Consider the following 19021-nt stretch of genomic DNA (forward strand, 5'->3'; position numbering starts at 1 on the left):
CTTAGTCTACTTTTTTAGTTATATTTAGTGTTGGACTTTCTTGCTTAAGGATAAACGGTACTTTTTCTGTTTGATAATCTATCCGTGCTGTTATGTTCCCCTCTACTCGGGTCATTGCTTTATAGGCGACCTGTCTAATCATTTCCAGCTGTTTATGATTGTTTTTAAACGTAATTCCTTTTTGCCGTTTCAAAGCCGCGTCAAAATCAGCACGATACTGTAAAATACCTGTCCATTTCATACCCAGCAAATGAATATGATTCCACTCTGGAAAAGATGTATTATGGTAAAAGACTTCTTTTGTCTCTAAAGCAATAAATTCCTGACACCAACGTTTGTTATTGATAATAAAACGCATCGCCGGCACATTATTTTGTAACATGATGTCCTTAAACGCTTGTTGATGCTCAGGTTCAACAGCTAGATGTTCAACAATTTGTAATCCTGCCTTCACAAACAATTGCTCATTAGTAAGCCAAAAACCGAGCGGCACCAGCATTTCTTCACGCCTGATAGTGACATTCTCATTAAAAGGTAATTTTTCAAAAGCCTGCTTATCTTTGGCCTCCATTAAGCATAACAACGTCCATTTTGTTTTTGTTGACTGTTTAAAAAAGACCGTTGCAGTATACCAACGATAAGTAATAGCGCTGTTTAATAGGAGCGTTTTTTCAAAAGCCTCTTTGTACTGCTTTTGTTCAACTTTTGTTTCAAAGTAAAGGGTGTCGATGATATAGAACATAGCCCTCATTCCTCTGTTTTAAAGTATAGTCGTCTCACCCTCATTATAGGATAAAACAAAATAGAGAGCAAACCTGATATAGATCAGACGCCCTCTATTGTTTTGAAATTACTTGCTGAAAGTAGTAAACACTACTTCAATACCTTGAATTAACAGGTAAAATGCAATAATGAACGGTACTGTTAATGCTGATGTAATTGGAGTAAAAAGTAATGAAATCCCAATAAAAAGACACATAACATTAAAAATAATCGATAACCAATAGATAAATTTATTAGCTTTAATAAACCCTACGTTTAAAATCTGTGCAATTGAATCGACAATAAACCACAATGCAAATAAAAGCCCAATCGCGATAATACCCGATAATATATTGGTAATCAAGGCAACACCAATTAAAATATTAAGCACGCCTGCAATAATTAATAACGTGGCATTAAAACCGGTAAATTTCTTTACTTTTGTATAACGAATAAAATTAAAAATACCTCTAGTAATTGCTAAGATACCTAACCAAATAACAATCACCGTAATTGTTATACCTGGACTAGCAAACAATGCAATTGCCGCTATAATGTAGAGTAGTCCAATTAACAAGTCTTTCCAATCAAAACCCTTTGTATCTGTTGACATAGTATCCTCTCCTTATGGTGATGATACTACTCCTTTAAGATAGACTTTGCAACGGTGTTTTTACTATAAAATTTGATAAATAAAATGAAAAGTTTCATTTTATTATAGAACGTTGAATATTTTCAAAAACATGAAATTTTACAATTAAAATTAGGATATTTTTCGATTTGTGTTATTCTGTCAAGTATTACTAGAACTCATTAAATAATGAAACAAACTTTTTTCAACTTCATTATCTAGGATTAGATTCATTTCTACCACAGGTTTACCATCTCTCATTGTAACTTGTTGAACAGTGTTATTGTCGACTTTTGCTGTACCTAAATAATAAGAATCAGAGCCTTCACCATCACTTTTTTTGACAAATACATGAATTGGCATCCTTGTTTCATTTGATTGGACAATTTTGATGACTTCTTTTGAAGTTAATGATCGATTACTTCTGGTATACCACTTGAGCACTTTAGCATTTAAAAAATCATCCTCATAAGCAACACTTGCATCCAATGATTCATCTTTTTCGTAAGTGAAAAAAATCGGACAATTACCATATTTAGGTTTATAGCCATATAAAGTTGCAGACTCATCTTTATCCCAATTGAGTAAACGACAGGCATCTTTACGAGAATATTTTTCTCCAATTGTTAATGTATCTTAATACCCTAGCAAATATTGTCTTTTCAACAGTGATCTATTACGTTAAAATAAATGCTATAAATAAAAATTTAAGATGCCGTTGAAAATCATGAATTATGAATTATGAATTACATTCACATAGGTATGCTTTATCAATTCTAACTACAGATAGTCAATTTATCGAAACATGGAATGAGATATTACATATAGTATCTTCAATTTCTGATGAAGTTATTATTAATGCATTTGAATTATCTAATTCCGAAAACCGAAAGCAAAAAAGTCTATCAATAACACTTAATGCCCTTCTAAAAGAAGAGTTTGAAAAATGGGGATGGCAATCAGAAAGTCCAATTTTTCAAATATCCGAATATCAAGGTGAAAATTGGAGACTTGATTTTGCAAAAGATAACATTTCTATAGAAGTTGCTTTCAATCATTCAGGAACAATCGCATGGAATCTATAAAAACCTGTACTCGCAAGCGAATTAAATCACGAACAAAAAGCTATCCAAACTAAAATTGGTATAATTATTTGTGTCACTAACGCAATGAAAAAAGCTGGTGGTTTTGATAATGCAATTGGTTCATTCGAAAAGTTCATTGATTATTTAAAGCCTTTGAATAACCAACTAAGTGTACCTCTAGTAATACTTGGTTTAGATGCCCCGTCAGATTATAAAGTTGATGGAACAAACAAAGGAAGAATTATTTATTATTAAAAGACTCTTGACTGAGTCTTTTTTAATTTTTAGTTTGATCTTTCACGTTAAATATAGTATAATAAACAAGTATAACCGAAAGGATGTTCGCATATGAAGAATAAAAATATAAATGTACTAGAATTATTTGCTGGTGTTGGTGGATTCCGAATCGGCTTAGAAAAGGCAAATAAACAAGTTTTTAAAACACTATGGGCTAACCAATGGGAACCTTCAAAAAAAGCACAAGATGCTTTTACTTGCTACAGTAATCATTTCCCTAAAAGTACTAACTTAAATGAAGATATCTCAACTATCTCAGATGATAGATTTAAAGAAATGAATGCTGATATGATTGTTGGGGGATTTCCTTGTCAAGATTATTCTGTTGCTAGAAGTTTATCTGGTGGTATGGGTATTCAAGGTAAAAAAGGCGTTCTTTTTTGGGAAATTATGAGAGCGACTGAAGTAATCAAACCAAAATTTTTGCTACTCGAAAATGTTGATCGTTTATTAAAATCACCAGTAGCACAACGTGGACGTGACTTTGCAATTATGCTGTCAGCTTTTAACAAGTTAGGTTATTCTGTCGAATGGCGAGTTATCAATGCTGCTGAATACGGTCAAGCACAGCGTAGACGTCGTGTTTTCATTTTTGCATACCGCAATGATATTACTTTTGCAGATCAGTTTAAATCGTTTACAGATGAAGAATTAATATATCAATCGGGTATTTTTGCAAAAGAGTTCCCCATTGAAAACGAACCTTATAAAAAAAGACATGTTGAGGGTACACTCTCAAATGATATCGTTGAAGTTTCCGAGTCATTTTCTTCTAGTGTTTTTAATACAGGTATTATGCGAAACGGAAAATTCACTTCTATTGATACTATCGCAATTAGTGAAACACCAACAACACTTGGTGAAATACTCCAACCTGCAGAAACTGTTGATGAAAAGTATTATTTGAATGAAACAGAAATTGAAAAATTCACTTACCTTCGAGGAGCAAAGAAAATCGAACGAACTGCTGCAAGTGGACATAAATATATCTTCTCTGAGGGTGGCATGTCTGAAACTGATGATTTACAAAAACCTGGACGTACAATGCTAACAAGTGAAGGTTCTAAAAATCGTAGCACACACCTTATTAAGGTTGATGATAGATACCGTATACTAACACCAATCGAATGTGAAGCTTTAAACGGTTTTCCTGCAAATTGGACAGATTCAATGTCTGAACGCATGCGCTACTTCTGTATGGGTAACGCTTTAGTTACTGGTATTATTGAACGTATTGGAAAACAAATAGTCAAGTTAAATGAATGAAATCAGTAGTGTATACTAATCCTCAACTAGTATACACTTTTTCTTGTCTATCTTTTCTTTACGAGTATGCTAAATAGTGATTATACACTCGATTAAGGAGCTGAACAACATGTTTAAATATGGACCTGAGATTACTGAGCAGCAATTACTTGAACACTCACTGTTACTTGAAGGCAAGCTGATCAATCAAATTGGAAATCAAGACGAAGTTAATATCTGGTTAGGTAATACTAAAAACAAAGGAGCTCTAGGTAACGCTATTCAGGCTTGTTACTTTGGTGTACCCGCAAACTCTATTAAAGGCGCAGACTTCAATTTTCATAATATTGAATTGAAAGTAACACCTGTTAAGAAAGTAAAACCCTCTAAACGTAATAATATGATAACTTTAGCAGCTAAAGAACGTTTAGTTCTAACCATTATTAACTATATGGAGGATTGGAAATATCCATTTGAAACAAGTCCACTTATTAAGAAATCAAATGAAATGTTACTTATTTTTTATCTCCATGAATTAGACACTGAAATTCGTGATATGAAAATTTTAAAGTCTCAAAAATTCACTATTCCGTTAGAAGATTGGCCTACAATTAGAGAAGATTATGAGATCATCACAAATAAAATTAAAGCTGGCTTAGCTCATGAACTTTCTGAGAGTGATACAATCTATCTATCTGCTTGTACAAAAGGTGCAGGTAAAGGAAAAGATTTTAGACAACAGCCTTTTTCTGAAATTAAAGCAAAACAACGTGCATTTTCATTCAAAAATAGCTACATGACAAACTATTTCAACTCTATTTATGACCCTAGCTATATTGAATCACTTTCTATACATAAGTCGGAATCATTAACTCAATACATAGATAATAAATTTATGCCTTTTGAGAACATGAATATTGAACAGGTTACTAAACAACTTAACTATCTCCCAAGTACTACCATTGATACAGATAAAGGTTTCTTACCTAGACTTTCTGCAAAAATATTAGATGTGAAAGATACAAATTTAAATAACTTAGAACAATTTCAGAAAGCCAATATCAAATTTAAAACGATTCGCTTAAGAAAAGATAAGGCAAATAATCAAGATATGTCTTTCCCTAATATTGATTTTGAAGAAATACTAAATGTGCCATTTGAGGATTCTAGCTGGAATGAGCTATTTGCTGAAACTAAATATCTCTTTGTATTATTTGAAGAAACTGCTGAAGGTACTTTTTTCAGAAAGTCTTTACTATGGAATATGTCACATAAAGATTTAGTGAATCTTGAGAAGCTATATAATCACCTCAAACAAATGTTGCTTGATAAAACGATTGAAATTAATATTATTGAAAAAAACGGTAGAGAATATTGGCAAGATAATACACCCAAGAAAGCTTTTATTCCAAATATTCATATACGAACAAAGGGTACTAAACAACACTCAACTACCATCTTACCTGATGGACGGCTAATTAAGAAAAAATGTTTGTTCTTAAATAAAGAGTATATTCATTCGCTATTCAATTAAAAAAATCGTCTTACAACTTATACCTTAAAAAAAAGCAGCCATCACTGGCTGCTTTTTCGTACTTTAGAATTTAATGCTCGTTTCATTTCTATTTAACAAATGCTGAGAATACTTCTTCAATTCCATGTAACAAGAAGTAAAATGCAATGATTAATGGTACTGTCAATGCTGATACGATTGGGTTAAATAACAATGATATACCGATTACGAGGCATAAAACATTAAAAATAAGTGATAACCAATACATACCTTTATTACGTGCTTTAAAGAATCCTGCATTTAAAATATGAGCAATTGAATCAACGATTACCCAGAAAGCAAACACGACTCCGATGACAACGATACCTGAATTCAAGTTGAATAACAACACAAATCCGATAAGGATATCAAGTACACCTGCAATGATTAAAATCGTTGCATTAAATCCAGTAACTTTTTTAACTTTAGTGTATCTAATAAAATTATTAACACCTTTTATAATTGCTAGTATACCTAACCAAATAACAAGTACTCCGAGTGCTGCACCTGGTCTGTTGAACAATGCGATAGCTGCGACGATATAAAGTATTCCAATTAACAAGTCTTTCCAATCAAATCCTTTTGTTGCTGTTGACATAAAATCATCTCCTTATATTAGAAATGATACTCTTTTACATTAAAATTCGCAATGGTCAAATGAGCTAGTACGGCTATATAATGCTGTTTCTTACTTACTATTTTCTTCAAAAAAGGATTTTCAAAAAGATGATTTACCTTAAAGCTTTATCTTCTTAAAAGATACATATCCAATTGTGATACCCAACAAATTTGTTATTATATCTGCAACATCGAAAAAACCTAATTTAAAAATATACTGACTGCTCTCAACTACAACAATAAAAAGAACTGAGAAAAGGACTGCTTTTTTCGAACTTACTTTAAATAAAGAGAGTATGATTCCGAGGGGGATAAAAAAGATAATATTTGCAAACACCTCAAAAGCTTGCCCATCCAAAATATCAACTATAAAAGCGAGTGGATTAAAAGAATATCCTTGAACGCCAATACTTTTGAAAAACAGCAGGAAAATCAACAGCGGAAAATAGAGTGTCATACTTACATAAAAAAAGACTTTAGATAGCTTTTTTTGATAAATTTGATAACAAAGCAATGTGATATATAAGGCTGTCAGTATTAAAAATAGCAAGGAAAAAACTTCGCTTTCAATTACCCACATATACTCTTGTGGTACATAGGATAATAATCGATCAAATAGTAGATGACCGTATAGCCATAACATAATAAAAAACAAACCAATAAATACGGTAATGAATACTAACAATAAACGTTTATTCAATAAGCCAACCTCCTATCATTATTTCAAAACTAATAGTAAGCATAGCATTATAAAATTCGAAAGTCACTCTCTAATTCGATTAGTCAAAATAAAAAAAGTATAACGTTTAATCGCGCTATACTTCATTTTATATTGTAACTGCAGTTCACAAAAATTTAAAAACAACTATCTTAATTTCCTTGTTTGTCATTTATTAATCGTCTCGTTATTTATGACTTTGTTCGTGTTTTTCTAAAAACAAACAGGTCCAACATAAAGAAAATAAAAATAAGAATATAGAAACTAATACTAAGCATTGAGGTCAGTGACGCTTGCGTAATGATAACACTTAAACCAACAATTGTAATGATGATTTTTAATAGTAACGATATTTTTTTCATAAGAACCTCCTTATCAATTTTATATCTCTCTTTCATTATAAACGGTTTGCATTTAAAATGTGTAGGCTTATTTAATTTACTAATAATCATCACCTATTGTTGCGTATTTCATTAAAAAAACTACTTATCCATAAATTTAATTTTTCGTGGATAAAAAAGCAGACAAAAAAACCAACTGATTATTTAAATAACCAATTGGTAAATTAAATATTCCTTGGCAATATGTCATCCATATCTTCAACGGCAATATCTAATAGAGTCAAAAGCTATGAAGTTGTTATACAAATTCCTCATTAATGCTGTTAAATGCATTGCTGTCGGCACTTTTGTATGGCTTCCAACCTTATGACAATTTAATGATAACATGTTAGACTTCTGTTTATTTGTTATTATTTTCCAAAAATAAACAGAAGTTAATTAAAAAAAGAAATTTAAACTTTGTTTAATTAATTATTTTCTATATTACTGAAAAAACATTGTGATATTTACGTTCGATTATCTCCAATTTACCTGCTAAATCGTATAACCAATCTAAGGTCACTTTTCCCGGATAATGGATCATTATCCCCTCGCTTTTGCTCGGTAATACATAATTTGTTATGACAATATCCGTTGACTTATCATCTAAATCTGCTATGACCAACACTTTAATTCTATCCCCAAAAAACATCTTCACTACATTCCTTAAGCCGTTTTTTTCTTCTAATGTAGCAAATGCATATATTGCAACAGTCGGTTGTGACATTGTATACTTCACCATACCTAATTCAGAATTTAAAGTATAGACAAGTTGAATAAGGAAAAATTGTTTATTTTCCTTAGATGTAAAATATATTTTATCGTTATCAGCGATTGTATTGATGACATTGAAAAATTCATGGTATTGCTGAACATGGTATTTATACACATCATCGTTGTGATCAATCAAAAAATACAACACGTTTCTAGAATAAAGTAAAATTAAAGCTAGTTTTTTCGAAATTTTTTCCCTCTTTTCACTAGTAATCGTCGATTTAGGAAAATAATCGAGTATAGTATCAATAAAATGTTCATATTTACGCTTTTTTTCTATTTGTGAAGTTGACAAATTTTGATATATACCATTCAAGAACGAGTGATGAATGATTTGATTCATTAACTGTTCATTTAATTCTAAGTTGAATTCGCCAATCACTAGCCTGTTTAATTCACGAAACATATTAGAATCAGTCTTCAAATCCATTTTTTTATACGTTCGATTATTGTCTGTATGCCCATTTTTTATGCGATACAAAGATGTTAACATAAAATAGTACATTTTCCTTAATTCATATTCATCTAAAGGAATAACATTTTCATATTGTGCTAAAACGTTTGCTTTAAATACTGAATATAATTGCGAATCGGAAGTTTCAGGTTCAAATATATTAGAATAATTTAATTCTAACAACATATAATGGCAAAACAACCTAATTTCTGTTTCATTACCTTCCAATATTAATTTGTTTTTTTCAACCGATATTTCAAAAGAAAAATTACGACTATTTATATAACAATTCCATCTACTTACAATTTTTCTAACTTTAGATTCAGACACAAACATGTCATGAGAAATATCAGTTATTGTCACTTCACCTGTCAATATATTAAATAAGAGTTGTACTGACATTGACTCAGTTAATAATTTACAATAAATAAAATTGAAATTGATTCCTCTTTCTTTGTTAAAAAAAAAGCCTTTATTCTTTTCGAATTCTATTATATAGAAATAATTATTAATTTCCAAAATGTCCTTCAATAAAGTATTTTTAGAACAGTCTAATATTTCTATTGCATCCTCGATCTGAATGTATTTTTTCTTATTATAAAGCAGCTCTATTAATATCAATTTTCGTGCAAGGTGATTTTCTAATATATTTTTCACTATTCTCTCCCTTTATGCTATTAAATCATTTTTTTATAAACATCTTTAGGTGTATTTGCCTTTTTATGTGACATTAATCTGATTTTATTTGGTTGGTCTTACTTATTTTTTTCAGTTTGATAGAAAAAAATTCAATTAAACACTTTAGTATGATTTATATGAAAATAACTTTTACTCATTTTTACATAGAACAATTATCACCGTTATAATTGTAATTAGAACCATTTAACGAGTCTACGCTAAAGTGTGATTTTTGATAAAAAAACTATCTTAATGGTACTTATAGTCATTTCGAATTTCCTAACTTTTAACATATAATACTTAAAAAAAAGCTGCACAAAGTGCAGCAGCATAAATCAGAACTTATTTCACTGATTTTTGAATAACAACACTATTAAGAAAGAGTCCTTTAATAAATTAAACTGGCAAATTTGTCAGTTTTCACACGATATAAAATCATTCGAATTTTTTTATGTTATGAAACTAGAAAGCATTTTTTTATCCTCTTGCATGTATAGTATTATATCTACTTTTTGCAAATGAAAATAGAGCCATATACTATATTTCCAAGCTTTTTTTGCAAAACATATCTTATTATCAATGTTCCAACCATTTTAATGGTTCTGTACTTTCAAACTGTTCTTTTTTATAACCAAATACACCATGATATTTATATTTGAATTTTTTCAATTCTTCATCCAAACTAAATAACCACTCTAACGTAACATTTTCCGGGAAGTAAATCGTTTTATCTTCATATGATGTGGGCAATAAATAATTTGTAATAATCAAATCTGCTTCTTCTGTTTTCCCTTCCAAATTATCAGTGATTAAGATACCTATTCTCTCACCAAAAAACATTTGAATTAAACTTTTTAACGCTTTTTTAACGTCAGCTGTTCCAAAGGAATAGATTGCAATACAAGGTCTCGTTAAAGTATATTTAGCAATACATATTTCAGCATTTAAAGTGTAAACTAGTTTAATAAAAAAAGCTCTTCTAATTTCTTCTGACTTAAAGATATTACCTTCTTGTTCTGCTAAATCGTTAATAATCATAAAAAAATTACGATACTGTTTAAAATGTACGTTGTAAACATTAATATTATGATCAACTAAAAAATACTTAATTTGTGGTGAATGAAGTAATATTAGTAGTAAACTTTCTTTGATTTTCCGTGTCGTTTCCTCAGTCAAAATGAGGTTTGGAATACAATCGATAATATTCTGAACAAAACGCTCATATTTTTCTTTTACCTCCAACTTAATTGGAGCCAATTCTTGATTATACTCTTTAAAATACGAATGATGAATAATTTGGTTAACTAGCTTAGTATCAACTTCCACATTAAATACCTGTGTTATTTTAGTTTCTAAATTACGATATAAGGTTGAGCTAAAGCTTACCTTAAATGGATGATAGTCCTCAAAAACATTGTCATAGTGACCATTTTTAATACGATATAGAGCTGTAATCATAAAATAATAGGCTTTTGTTAATTCATAATCCCCGATGTTACACTTACTACTGTACTGTTTTTTTATATTTTCCTTATATAATCGATATAACAGCGAATCAGAGGTCGTTTGATCATAAATATCCGTATAATTTAATCCAAAGAACATATAGTGGCAAAAAAGTCTTATATCTGTCTCATTTCCAGCAAGTATTAATTTATTCTTATCAATGATTATTTTGAAAGAAAAGTTTCGGCCTTTTAAATACTCATTCCATTTACCAATTAATTTTCTAACTTTAGACTCAGATATAAAAATATCGTAAGCGATGTCTGTTATCGTCGGTTCTTCAATTATAATTTGTTTTAATAATTGAACAGAGGTAGATTCAGTTAATAGATAACCATATAGATAATTGAAATTCACACCTTTATTTTTATTAAAAGAAAGGCCTTTTGTTTTCTCATACTCAATCACATAAAATTTTTTATTAATTTCCATTATATCTTTTGATAAAGTGTTTTTTGAGCAACACAATAACTCAGCAGCTTCATCGAGTTGAAGGTATTTTTTCTTATTATAAAGTTCCTCAATCAAAAGTAACTTTCGAGCTAGATGATTTTCTAGTACATTTTTCATTTATCGCTCCCCTTAAAACATCAGATTAAGTTCCTATTTTTAAAATCAAACATTCTGCCATCGCTAATGCTTTGAATATTTTCTTTTAATATCAAAATATTAAGAGCACTAATCAACTAGGAAATTGACTTTTACATTCAAAAATTGTTTATAGATTAATTTAGTTATTTCCATAAGCAAGTTAAAATAGTCATTATATTCTGCGCAACAAGAAGCAAGAACCATTTCTTATTCTTGCTAGTATAACTTAGTCACCCACTACTTGAAAGCGTTACAAAAACCATGTTTGTGAAAAAAGGTTACTATAAGATTCACCATTTCATACTATTATATGTCTTGAAACGTCAGTTCTTAAGTACCATCATTTGATTGTCAAAACTAATGCTGCTTGTGCACTTCCTTGTTTTTCTTTGCTTTTAGCATCATAAATATCAACTTCTGCTGTTGCTTTATACTCACCTGTTTCGAGAGTTACATCAAGCGGCACATTGTAAATTTCGTAACCTGGTTGGATTGCACCTGATTCATAGACCACTTGATTCGTGTTATCCACTCTGATTTTCACATTGATTGGATAAGCATTTGTTTCATCATTACGCACATGTAATGTCCCTTTTTCTTTAGCACCTTTTGGAAAAACAGCTTCTGGATAGACGCTTAGAGTAAAATTAGACGCATCAACCTTCGCTGCGGCTGCTTTTTTCTTTTCTGCTTTTGTCGCATCTTTTCCTGCCGGCAAGAAGTCTCCCGCTTCAATTTCAACACCTTTATCACGGGTCATAATTTTACACATCGTAATGCCACCTGCCAATAATAAAAATATGACAATCAGAATTATCATTTTCAACTTTTTTCGTCTGTTGGTTTCACTAGGCGTTTTATCATCATTTTTTACTATCATTTTTTCTCCTTACTGTGTTTTAGCCTTGTTAGCAAGTAAACTTGCTAACAGATACTTTGTTTCGTTATCTATAAAAATATTTTCCAAGATTATATTCCGTAAACATACTATCTTTTACAAATAAAGATAACCTATCAAAGGCCATAGATTATCTTACGGCCTTTGATAGGATAGTTTTTAGATTGTTTTTTTGCCCAATTAAAGTTTCTGAAGTCGCTGATTTCTCTGTATTATAGTCATAGCAAAAATAACAATCAGTATCCCCAAGAGAGAACCGAAAAATGATAGGACAACTCCTGTTTTTGGAAGAACAGTATCTGTGTGTTTTAAAATTGTTTTCACAGTTTGAACTTTATCATTTGTATTAGACTGATTTTTTCCACTATCACCAGTCTGACTATTCTCATTGTGACCAGGGTGAACGGCGCCAACATCAGGTTGAGTGCTATTTTCTTTGTCACCATTACCAATTACACCGTTTATTCTGATAGACTGATTAATGCTTGCCTCTACTGGGATGGTTAATGCAAACATACTTATGATCAATGAAATCATCAGTGGTATTTTCCAAAATTTCATGAGTTGCCACCATCTCCTTTCGACTATTCATTGTTTATTACTTTGTCTCACCAGGTCCTACCTGTCCGTTTGTACCAATACTTTCAAATTTTAATTTCATATCATATGCAACTTTGATTTTTTGATCCTTACTTCCTGTTGATTTTCCTGTAAAACCATATGTGAATGATGTCGTTTTACCCTTAACTGCATCCAAGTCTGCTAACTTAGTATTTATTGTTCCATTAACTTTTGAATTTTCAATCAATGGTACTACTGTGCTGCCTACTTTCATATTTAGGACATTTAATGCTGCATTATGTCCGTCACCTTTAGGTACAAACTCAGTTAAAGTAACACGCACACCACGACCTGAATTGTTCGTTACTTTATAATTAGTTGGTGATTCAACGACAGTCGCATCATCTGCTTTTGTATTAAATACAACAGCTGTCGGTAATGTTACATTGATCCATTTATCACTGCCCTCTGGAATAACTTCACCGGGGTTCGTATTATCAATTTCACCTAATTGACCTTTTGTTTCGATTGAAGCTTGAGTTCCCCCACTAATAGTTTGAGTGCCATCCTTGTTAATAGTTGTTTCTCCGTTTCCAGCTGCAAAGACTGGTGTCCCTGCTCCAATAACCATTGTTCCTGCCAATAATGCTGCACTTAACTTCACTGCTTTTTTCATCATTCATTCCTCTTTTCTTTTTTTTAGATTAAAATCATCAGTGTTCTATATATATAACTCCGAACAACTAAATTAAGTTTAACAATCAAAAGTTGCATTATATAATCAATTTTTGGTTTTTTCCTAGTCTTGAAATTTTTTAAAAAAAAAGCATACTAGGTAATACTATCATTCAAAACTAGTCAAATACCTATAACAAAAGAGCAACATAGTATCGGTACTAATACCGGAAATTATACAAAAAAGAACTATTTAATATGTTGACGTTGATTTCTTTTAAATAAAAAGACATTGATTATTATTAAAAAAACCAACCATGTACAACTAACATAAGGCGGTGATTGTGATACTTTTCCTATTGAGAGATTATTGAAGAATAAGGTGAAATCACCCATAAAAGTATAGTTGTTGATCACTTGAAGAACTGGATTAATACCTGCTACCATTGGCAAAAAAGTAGTCATCAAAGTAATCGGTAATGCCGTTATTTGCGCTTGTGTTTGTGTTTTTGATGCAATAGCTATCATTAAATTCAATAAAATAACCACTAACATTGTCATTAGTCCTAACAGCATATAAGGACCTATATTACCTTTTAAATATTTAGCAGTCCCTGTTAATTGCGGCACTGTAACTAAGGCGAAAAGGCCTATAATAACTGGGAAAAACAGCGTTGCAGAGATATATTCAAAACTATTTATACCTGCAAGCATCAATGCTCTCAAATTGTTTTTTTCTTTCTCTTCAGCGATAAAATTAACGACCATATTACCTGCAGAAAAAGCAAAACTCATCGCTAAACACATCAGTAAAATTGCTAAACGTTGCTCTTCAGGAATTACCATCCATTTACCGTAAAAAATACTCATCATAAAAGGCATAGCTATCAATATCAGCATGTTTTTATTACTCCATATTATGTTGGTACGTAACCAAATAAGTGCTTTAATTCTCATCATCTTATTTATCTCCAGTCAGTCGAATAAAAATTTGTGATAATGTCGGTTCACAGGAGTGTATTGAAAAAGTGTCATCTAAACAGTATTTATCAAGGCTTTCTTTTTTAAAGCGCACCGTCGTTTGTTTACCGACATCATTTGTAATAATAACAAGACTTTCTTGCGTGTATTTTGCTATAAGCTCTTTAGGATTACCTGATTCAATCAGGATACCCTTGTTGAGTAATACTATTTCATTACATAATAATGTTGCTTCTTCCATATCATGTGTTGTTAAAAAAATAGTCGTTCCCTGCTTTTGTAGCTCTAATAGTAGTTGATGGATTTTTTTTGATGTATAAGGATCTAAGCCACTCGTTGGCTCATCTAAAAATAAAATGTGTGGACGATTAATCATCGCCCGTGCTAATAACATTCGTTGTCGCATACCAGTAGAGAGTTCTGAAGCTAATTTATTTTGGTGCTGTAATAAACCAACATTCTGTAATAAATTTGTGATTTCAATCGCTAAAACACCATGAAGTTTAGCGTAAATTAATAAGTTTTTATACACTGTCATTTTTTCATAAAAACCACTGGTATCACTGACAATTCCCATATTAGAAAATTCATTTCTTCCAAGTTCAGAAACCGCTTTGCCTAACAAATATGCCTCTCCTGAATCTTGTGCCAGTTGCCCAGTCAAAATATTAATTGTTGTTGTTTTACCTGAACCTGAGGGGCCTAAAAAGCCGAAAATTTCTCCTTTTAAAATACTAAAACTGATATTTTCTAATGCCGTTTTTCCAGAGAATTTCTTATTGACTTTTTTCATAGACACAATTTCATAAGTCATCCACTTGCCCCCTCCTTTTTATTCATGTCGCAAAGCGATAATCGGATCTAATTTGGCTGCTTTTTTAGCTGGGAAAGTCCCTGCAATAAATGCTACCAGCATAATTGATAATGAAATGATACTCGCAGTCATTAGACTAATATCAACTAATTTCAATCCTGATAACTCTTCTAAAAAACCGCTAGATGCAATGGAGTTGATGCCACTACCTAATAATTGCGCGCTCACAATTCCCAATAATGAACCTAAGAAACCAATTAAAATTGCTTCAAAGCTAAACAGAATAAAAATCTTTCGTTTACTCATTCCTAAAGCTTTCATTAAACCGATTTCCCGTGTTCGTTCTTGTACTGACATATAGAGTGTATTGATAATACCGAAACAAGCTGCAAAAAGCGATAACATACCAAATAAAGTTAATACACCCGTAACTGCATTAATTACTGTATAAATAATCCCAACTGAATCCTCCACTGTTTGTGACATAAAGCCTAATTTATCCAGATCTTTTTTGACTGTTTTCATCGTTTGAGCATCCGTACTTGGTTTTACTTCCACAGTTAAAAATTGATAACTATTTTTAATTTTCGCCGGAACGCCCTTATTATTAATAGCCAAAATCTGATCTGCTAACTGTTTATTGACACGCGATTGTCCACCTTGAATGAGGCTTTTTGTTAATACGCCGACAACCTTTGCTTCAATTATTTTTTCAGATTCATCAACTTGAGAAGTAATGGCCAATTTTATTTTTTTGCCCACGGCTTTCTTATTTGATTTTAAGCCTAATGTTTTCACATATTCTGGTGCTATAATTATTTGATTTTCTTTTGCTGACATATCTACCATGTTTCCTGCTTGCATTGTATTTGAAATACCATTAATTGCAGTCGATACTGGCAAAAGATATTTTTTTCCATCCCCACTTTTTGCATATTCAATGATTGGGGTTTGGATTGGAGTTACTTCAATGATATTTGTTACCTTCTTTATTTTATTGATGTCTTTTTCTGTTAGTGTCGCAGCTTGAGACGTACCATCTTTATATTCAACTGGCTCACTGTTATCAATATTTAATCCATTATCTGTTTTACGTGCAATGGTTAGATTATTCTCACCACCGATATTGCCTAGTTGATCATCCAGGTATTTATTAACACCCACATTAATACCGATTGTTAAAGAGATTGTAAACGTCCCAATTAAAATCGCAATAATTGTTAAAATGGTACGGGTTTTATGTTGTAGGATATTTTTCATTGCTGATATAAGCAGATCTTTAATTGTCATTGCTGTACTCCTTTATAATTTCACCATCTTGTAAATAAAATTGGCGATCGAATTTTTTTGCAAAATCATCATCGTGTGTTACAACTACTAAGGTTATTCCTTTAGCTTTATTTATATCAAACAATAATGTTTGAATTTTATCGCTTGTCTTGCTATCTAAGTTACCTGTGGGTTCATCAGCAAATATAACACCCGGATTATTAACCAGTGCGCGGGCGATACACACACGCTGCTTTTGCCCACCTGATAAATCTGCTGCACGACTTAATGCTTTTTCTTTTAAATCTACGGCTTCTAGAGCTTCCAGAACTTTGATTTTACGTTGTTTTGCTGATAGTTTATAAGATTCACTAGCAATCTGTAATGGTAACAGCACATTGTTTAGTACGGTATCTTTTGGTTTCATAAAAAACTGTTGGAAAACAAAACCGAATTGTTCATTACGAATTTGATTCACTTTTTTTCTTTTAATGCTTCGATTTCCATACTATTTAGCACAATGGATCCTGAGGTTGGAATATCAAGCAACGCAAGTATGTGCATCAGCGTTGATTTACCAGAACCACTTTTCCCAACAATTGCAACAGATTCCCCTTGTTGAATCGTTAAATTGATTCCTTTTAATACTTTATATTGCTGATTTTTACCATAAGATTTATTAATGTTCTTAAGTTCAATAAAATTCATCATTATCACTCCTTCTATGTTCACAAACAACTCTAAAACACTATTCGTGTGCTTTTTTAGAAATAGACAATTACTACTGTTATTTGACAATTTTTAAAACAACACATGAATAAAGATGTGTAACAGTTAACTATAGGAACCATTGTGAGGTTTCGTACAAATAGCTGTTACACATACTTTTGAGATTGCTGACATACCTCAGTACTTTTTAAGTACCTCTATTTTGTTTTATTCTCCGTGACTTTTTATTAGCAAAGTGATAATAGTCCAACGCCACCGATACCTGCAAGTATAGCTAATCCTGTAAACATAGATTCCACCTCCTTTGAGTGCTTCTTTAGCATAATAAAACACTAGATTATTGACCTACTTCAGTACTTTCTAAGTACCTAATTCACATTTTTTTCTTCATTGTGGCTTTTTTATTAGCAAAGTGATAATAATCCAACGCCACCGATACCCGCAAGTATAGCTAATCCTGTAACCATAGATTCCACCTCCCTTCAATCTAACTTATTGCTTACTTGGTGCTGTCTCTTAACTCGAACAATTCGCTTTCGAGTTCATTCAATTGTTTAGTAATTGTGAGCGCATCTTTTTCAAGATCTGTTACAACCATCGACACATCATTTCTAACCCAAAATTGACTGGTTTTTGCATTTAATAAATAGGATTGGTCCCACGATTTCCTTAATAATGTATAGTTGTCTGCGGTTGCAATGAGTGGTAAAATCGGAATTTTATATTTTTTAGAGAAAAACAGCATATCCTTTTTAAATACTTTACTTGGTCCATTAGGCCCGTCAGAAAAATTAAAAATAGAGTAACCTTCGGTTAAATAATGATGAATCTGTTTTGCACGCGCAAAAGCATTCGTATCATTTTCATCTTGACGTATAATTTCAATATTTAAATGTTCAAACAATGGGATACAAATAAAATTTTGTGGATTATTAGACATAATGACTGCTAGCTTTGGTGGTTTGGTCACGAGTAGAAAATGTAACATTGCGCCGATTCCTTGGTGCCAAGACACGATGATAAATTGTTTAATAAACACATCATCTGACAGTTCGACATGATTTGTGATTTTATCGTAGTTTTTTAAATACGTTTCTTTAATCGCATTTCCTAATAAGGTATATTTTTTTATTTGCATGTTTCTTTTGAATTTTTTAAACATGATGGAACCCCCTCTATCGTTTACGTGTTATTGCTCCATTGTTGTTAAAAAACAAACCAATGCTTAGGCTTCTTTTGAATTCACATGTGGCGATTGTAAGATTAAAATTGTCATTTCTTCCTCAAAATGAAGCTGGTGCTGCTCAATCGTGATATTTTCTAAAATATAAGGTGTATATTCTTTTAAGTAGACAACTAACGCATAATCAAGTCTAGCGGCATCGATATTTTTAACTGCCAAATCAAATGCCCCCCTACCACCTGTGAACCCATTAAATATTGTTGAATTAGGTCCGGTAATGCCATAAGCAACAGATAGCCAACCAGACATACTATTCAACACTGAACTTGGAAATTTCATCGGGCTAATATAGGTTGGTGAGCTATCATAGGCTTCTTTCATTAACTGATAGGTGTTTTCAATATGACTGTAAGGTGCGTCTACATACACCGCCCACCTTGAGCCTAACGGTGCATCCACATCAATGTTCGCTAGTTGAAGTAATTTTCCACTTTCATACACAGCGATTTGGATTGCCTCTGGTAACCGCAAACTTTTTTTCCCTAGACGGTGATTTAAAGGTGCATCCACTGCTGGTAGACTGAGCTTTACTAGCGTGACTGTCTTTTCATCCACTATAT

At 31.5% G+C, this 19021-nt stretch carries 22 protein-coding genes; 4 read left to right on the forward strand and 18 right to left on the reverse strand.

Annotation, left to right across the window (positions count from 1 at the left end; all coding sequences use genetic code 11):
- Nucleotide 1: 1 nt before the first annotated feature.
- From V6S17_RS07715 to V6S17_RS07725, 3 genes are all read right to left on the reverse strand, one after another.
- Nucleotides 2–742, reverse strand: coding sequence for a hypothetical protein (locus V6S17_RS07715; RefSeq protein WP_051536000.1), 741 nt, complete (start codon nucleotides 740–742; stop codon nucleotides 2–4).
- A gap of 108 nt (nucleotides 743–850) precedes the next feature.
- Nucleotides 851–1375 carry an HdeD family acid-resistance protein gene (locus V6S17_RS07720; RefSeq protein ID WP_029092101.1) on the reverse strand — a complete coding sequence of 175 codons (525 nt, stop codon included), beginning with the start codon at nucleotides 1373–1375 and terminating at the stop codon, nucleotides 851–853.
- 180 nt (nucleotides 1376–1555) lie between these two features.
- Nucleotides 1556–2017: a DUF3427 domain-containing protein gene (locus V6S17_RS07725; RefSeq protein WP_080712956.1), complete on the reverse strand. Its 462-nt coding sequence runs from the start codon at nucleotides 2015–2017 to the stop codon at nucleotides 1556–1558.
- Between the two features lie 110 nt (nucleotides 2018–2127).
- Here V6S17_RS07725 and V6S17_RS07730 point away from each other — a divergent pair, with 110 nt between their 5' ends.
- The 4 genes from V6S17_RS07730 (at nucleotide 2128) to V6S17_RS07745 (ending at nucleotide 5554) form a co-directional block, all read left to right on the forward strand.
- Entirely contained in the window at nucleotides 2128–2478 is a 351-nt protein-coding gene (locus V6S17_RS07730; protein WP_141229141.1) for a BglII/BstYI family type II restriction endonuclease, read from the forward strand.
- An 84-nt stretch (nucleotides 2479–2562) separates the two neighbouring features.
- Nucleotides 2563–2733 carry a hypothetical protein gene (locus V6S17_RS07735; protein ID WP_154657744.1) on the forward strand — a complete coding sequence of 57 codons (171 nt, stop codon included), beginning with the start codon at nucleotides 2563–2565 and terminating at the stop codon, nucleotides 2731–2733.
- A 93-nt stretch (nucleotides 2734–2826) separates the two neighbouring features.
- Nucleotides 2827–4041 (forward strand): DNA (cytosine-5-)-methyltransferase, encoded by a 1215-nt coding sequence (gene dcm, locus V6S17_RS07740; protein ID WP_181280364.1) that lies wholly within the window; start codon nucleotides 2827–2829, stop codon nucleotides 4039–4041.
- 109 nt (nucleotides 4042–4150) lie between these two features.
- A complete protein-coding gene (locus tag V6S17_RS07745) occupies nucleotides 4151–5554 on the forward strand; it encodes a Sau3AI family type II restriction endonuclease (RefSeq protein WP_036027578.1) in 1404 nt (467 codons plus the stop codon).
- An 88-nt stretch (nucleotides 5555–5642) separates the two neighbouring features.
- Here V6S17_RS07745 and V6S17_RS07750 read toward each other — a convergent pair whose 3' ends face one another.
- The 15 genes from V6S17_RS07750 to V6S17_RS07820 form a co-directional block, all read right to left on the reverse strand.
- A complete protein-coding gene (locus tag V6S17_RS07750; protein WP_029092105.1) occupies nucleotides 5643–6170 on the reverse strand; it encodes an HdeD family acid-resistance protein in 528 nt (175 codons plus the stop codon).
- 138 nt (nucleotides 6171–6308) lie between these two features.
- The gene (locus V6S17_RS07755) at nucleotides 6309–6890 is read right to left on the reverse strand and encodes a VanZ family protein (protein WP_051536001.1); all 582 of its coding nucleotides are present in this window, start codon (nucleotides 6888–6890) and stop codon (nucleotides 6309–6311) included.
- A gap of 209 nt (nucleotides 6891–7099) precedes the next feature.
- Nucleotides 7100–7270 (reverse strand): hypothetical protein, encoded by a 171-nt coding sequence (locus V6S17_RS07760; RefSeq protein ID WP_154657745.1) that lies wholly within the window; start codon nucleotides 7268–7270, stop codon nucleotides 7100–7102.
- Nucleotides 7271–7727: 457 nt separating this feature from the next.
- Nucleotides 7728–9173, reverse strand: a complete 1446-nt coding sequence (locus tag V6S17_RS07765; RefSeq protein WP_029092106.1) for a helix-turn-helix domain containing protein — start codon at nucleotides 9171–9173, stop codon at nucleotides 7728–7730.
- 597 nt (nucleotides 9174–9770) lie between these two features.
- On the reverse strand, nucleotides 9771–11270 hold the full coding sequence (locus tag V6S17_RS07770) for a helix-turn-helix domain-containing protein (RefSeq protein ID WP_029092107.1): 1500 nt from the start codon (nucleotides 11268–11270) through the stop codon (nucleotides 9771–9773).
- 361 nt (nucleotides 11271–11631) lie between these two features.
- Nucleotides 11632–12171 carry a hypothetical protein gene (locus V6S17_RS07775; RefSeq protein WP_036027580.1) on the reverse strand — a complete coding sequence of 180 codons (540 nt, stop codon included), beginning with the start codon at nucleotides 12169–12171 and terminating at the stop codon, nucleotides 11632–11634.
- Between the two features lie 198 nt (nucleotides 12172–12369).
- Entirely contained in the window at nucleotides 12370–12750 is a 381-nt protein-coding gene (locus V6S17_RS07780) for a hypothetical protein (protein WP_029092109.1), read from the reverse strand.
- A 37-nt stretch (nucleotides 12751–12787) separates the two neighbouring features.
- Complete coding sequence (locus V6S17_RS07785) at nucleotides 12788–13429, reverse strand: hypothetical protein (protein ID WP_141690184.1); 642 nt, start codon at nucleotides 13427–13429, stop codon at nucleotides 12788–12790.
- A gap of 245 nt (nucleotides 13430–13674) precedes the next feature.
- A complete protein-coding gene (locus V6S17_RS07790; RefSeq protein ID WP_029092110.1) occupies nucleotides 13675–14385 on the reverse strand; it encodes an ABC transporter permease in 711 nt (236 codons plus the stop codon).
- Between the two features lies 1 nt (nucleotide 14386).
- Nucleotides 14387–15220 carry an ABC transporter ATP-binding protein gene (locus tag V6S17_RS07795; RefSeq protein ID WP_029092111.1) on the reverse strand — a complete coding sequence of 278 codons (834 nt, stop codon included), beginning with the start codon at nucleotides 15218–15220 and terminating at the stop codon, nucleotides 14387–14389.
- A gap of 18 nt (nucleotides 15221–15238) precedes the next feature.
- Nucleotides 15239–16510, reverse strand: a complete 1272-nt coding sequence (locus V6S17_RS07800) for an ABC transporter permease (RefSeq protein WP_029092112.1) — start codon at nucleotides 16508–16510, stop codon at nucleotides 15239–15241.
- Nucleotides 16500–16967: an ABC transporter ATP-binding protein gene (locus tag V6S17_RS07805; protein WP_244877113.1), complete on the reverse strand. Its 468-nt coding sequence runs from the start codon at nucleotides 16965–16967 to the stop codon at nucleotides 16500–16502. The genes V6S17_RS07800 and V6S17_RS07805 overlap by 11 nt, the downstream gene beginning before the upstream one ends.
- Nucleotides 16964–17200: an ATP-binding cassette domain-containing protein gene (locus V6S17_RS07810; protein ID WP_120482486.1), complete on the reverse strand. Its 237-nt coding sequence runs from the start codon at nucleotides 17198–17200 to the stop codon at nucleotides 16964–16966. The genes V6S17_RS07805 and V6S17_RS07810 overlap by 4 nt, the downstream gene beginning before the upstream one ends.
- A gap of 517 nt (nucleotides 17201–17717) precedes the next feature.
- The gene (locus V6S17_RS07815) at nucleotides 17718–18380 is read right to left on the reverse strand and encodes a lysophospholipid acyltransferase family protein (protein ID WP_029092113.1); all 663 of its coding nucleotides are present in this window, start codon (nucleotides 18378–18380) and stop codon (nucleotides 17718–17720) included.
- Between the two features lie 63 nt (nucleotides 18381–18443).
- Nucleotides 18444–19016, reverse strand: a complete 573-nt coding sequence (locus V6S17_RS07820; protein ID WP_029092114.1) for a beta-ketoacyl synthase N-terminal-like domain-containing protein — start codon at nucleotides 19014–19016, stop codon at nucleotides 18444–18446.
- Nucleotides 19017–19021 lie beyond the last annotated feature (5 nt).

Source organism: Brochothrix thermosphacta DSM 20171 = FSL F6-1036 (genome assembly GCF_036884295.1).
In the GTDB taxonomy this organism is placed as follows: Bacteria; Bacillota; Bacilli; order Lactobacillales; family Listeriaceae; genus Brochothrix; species Brochothrix thermosphacta.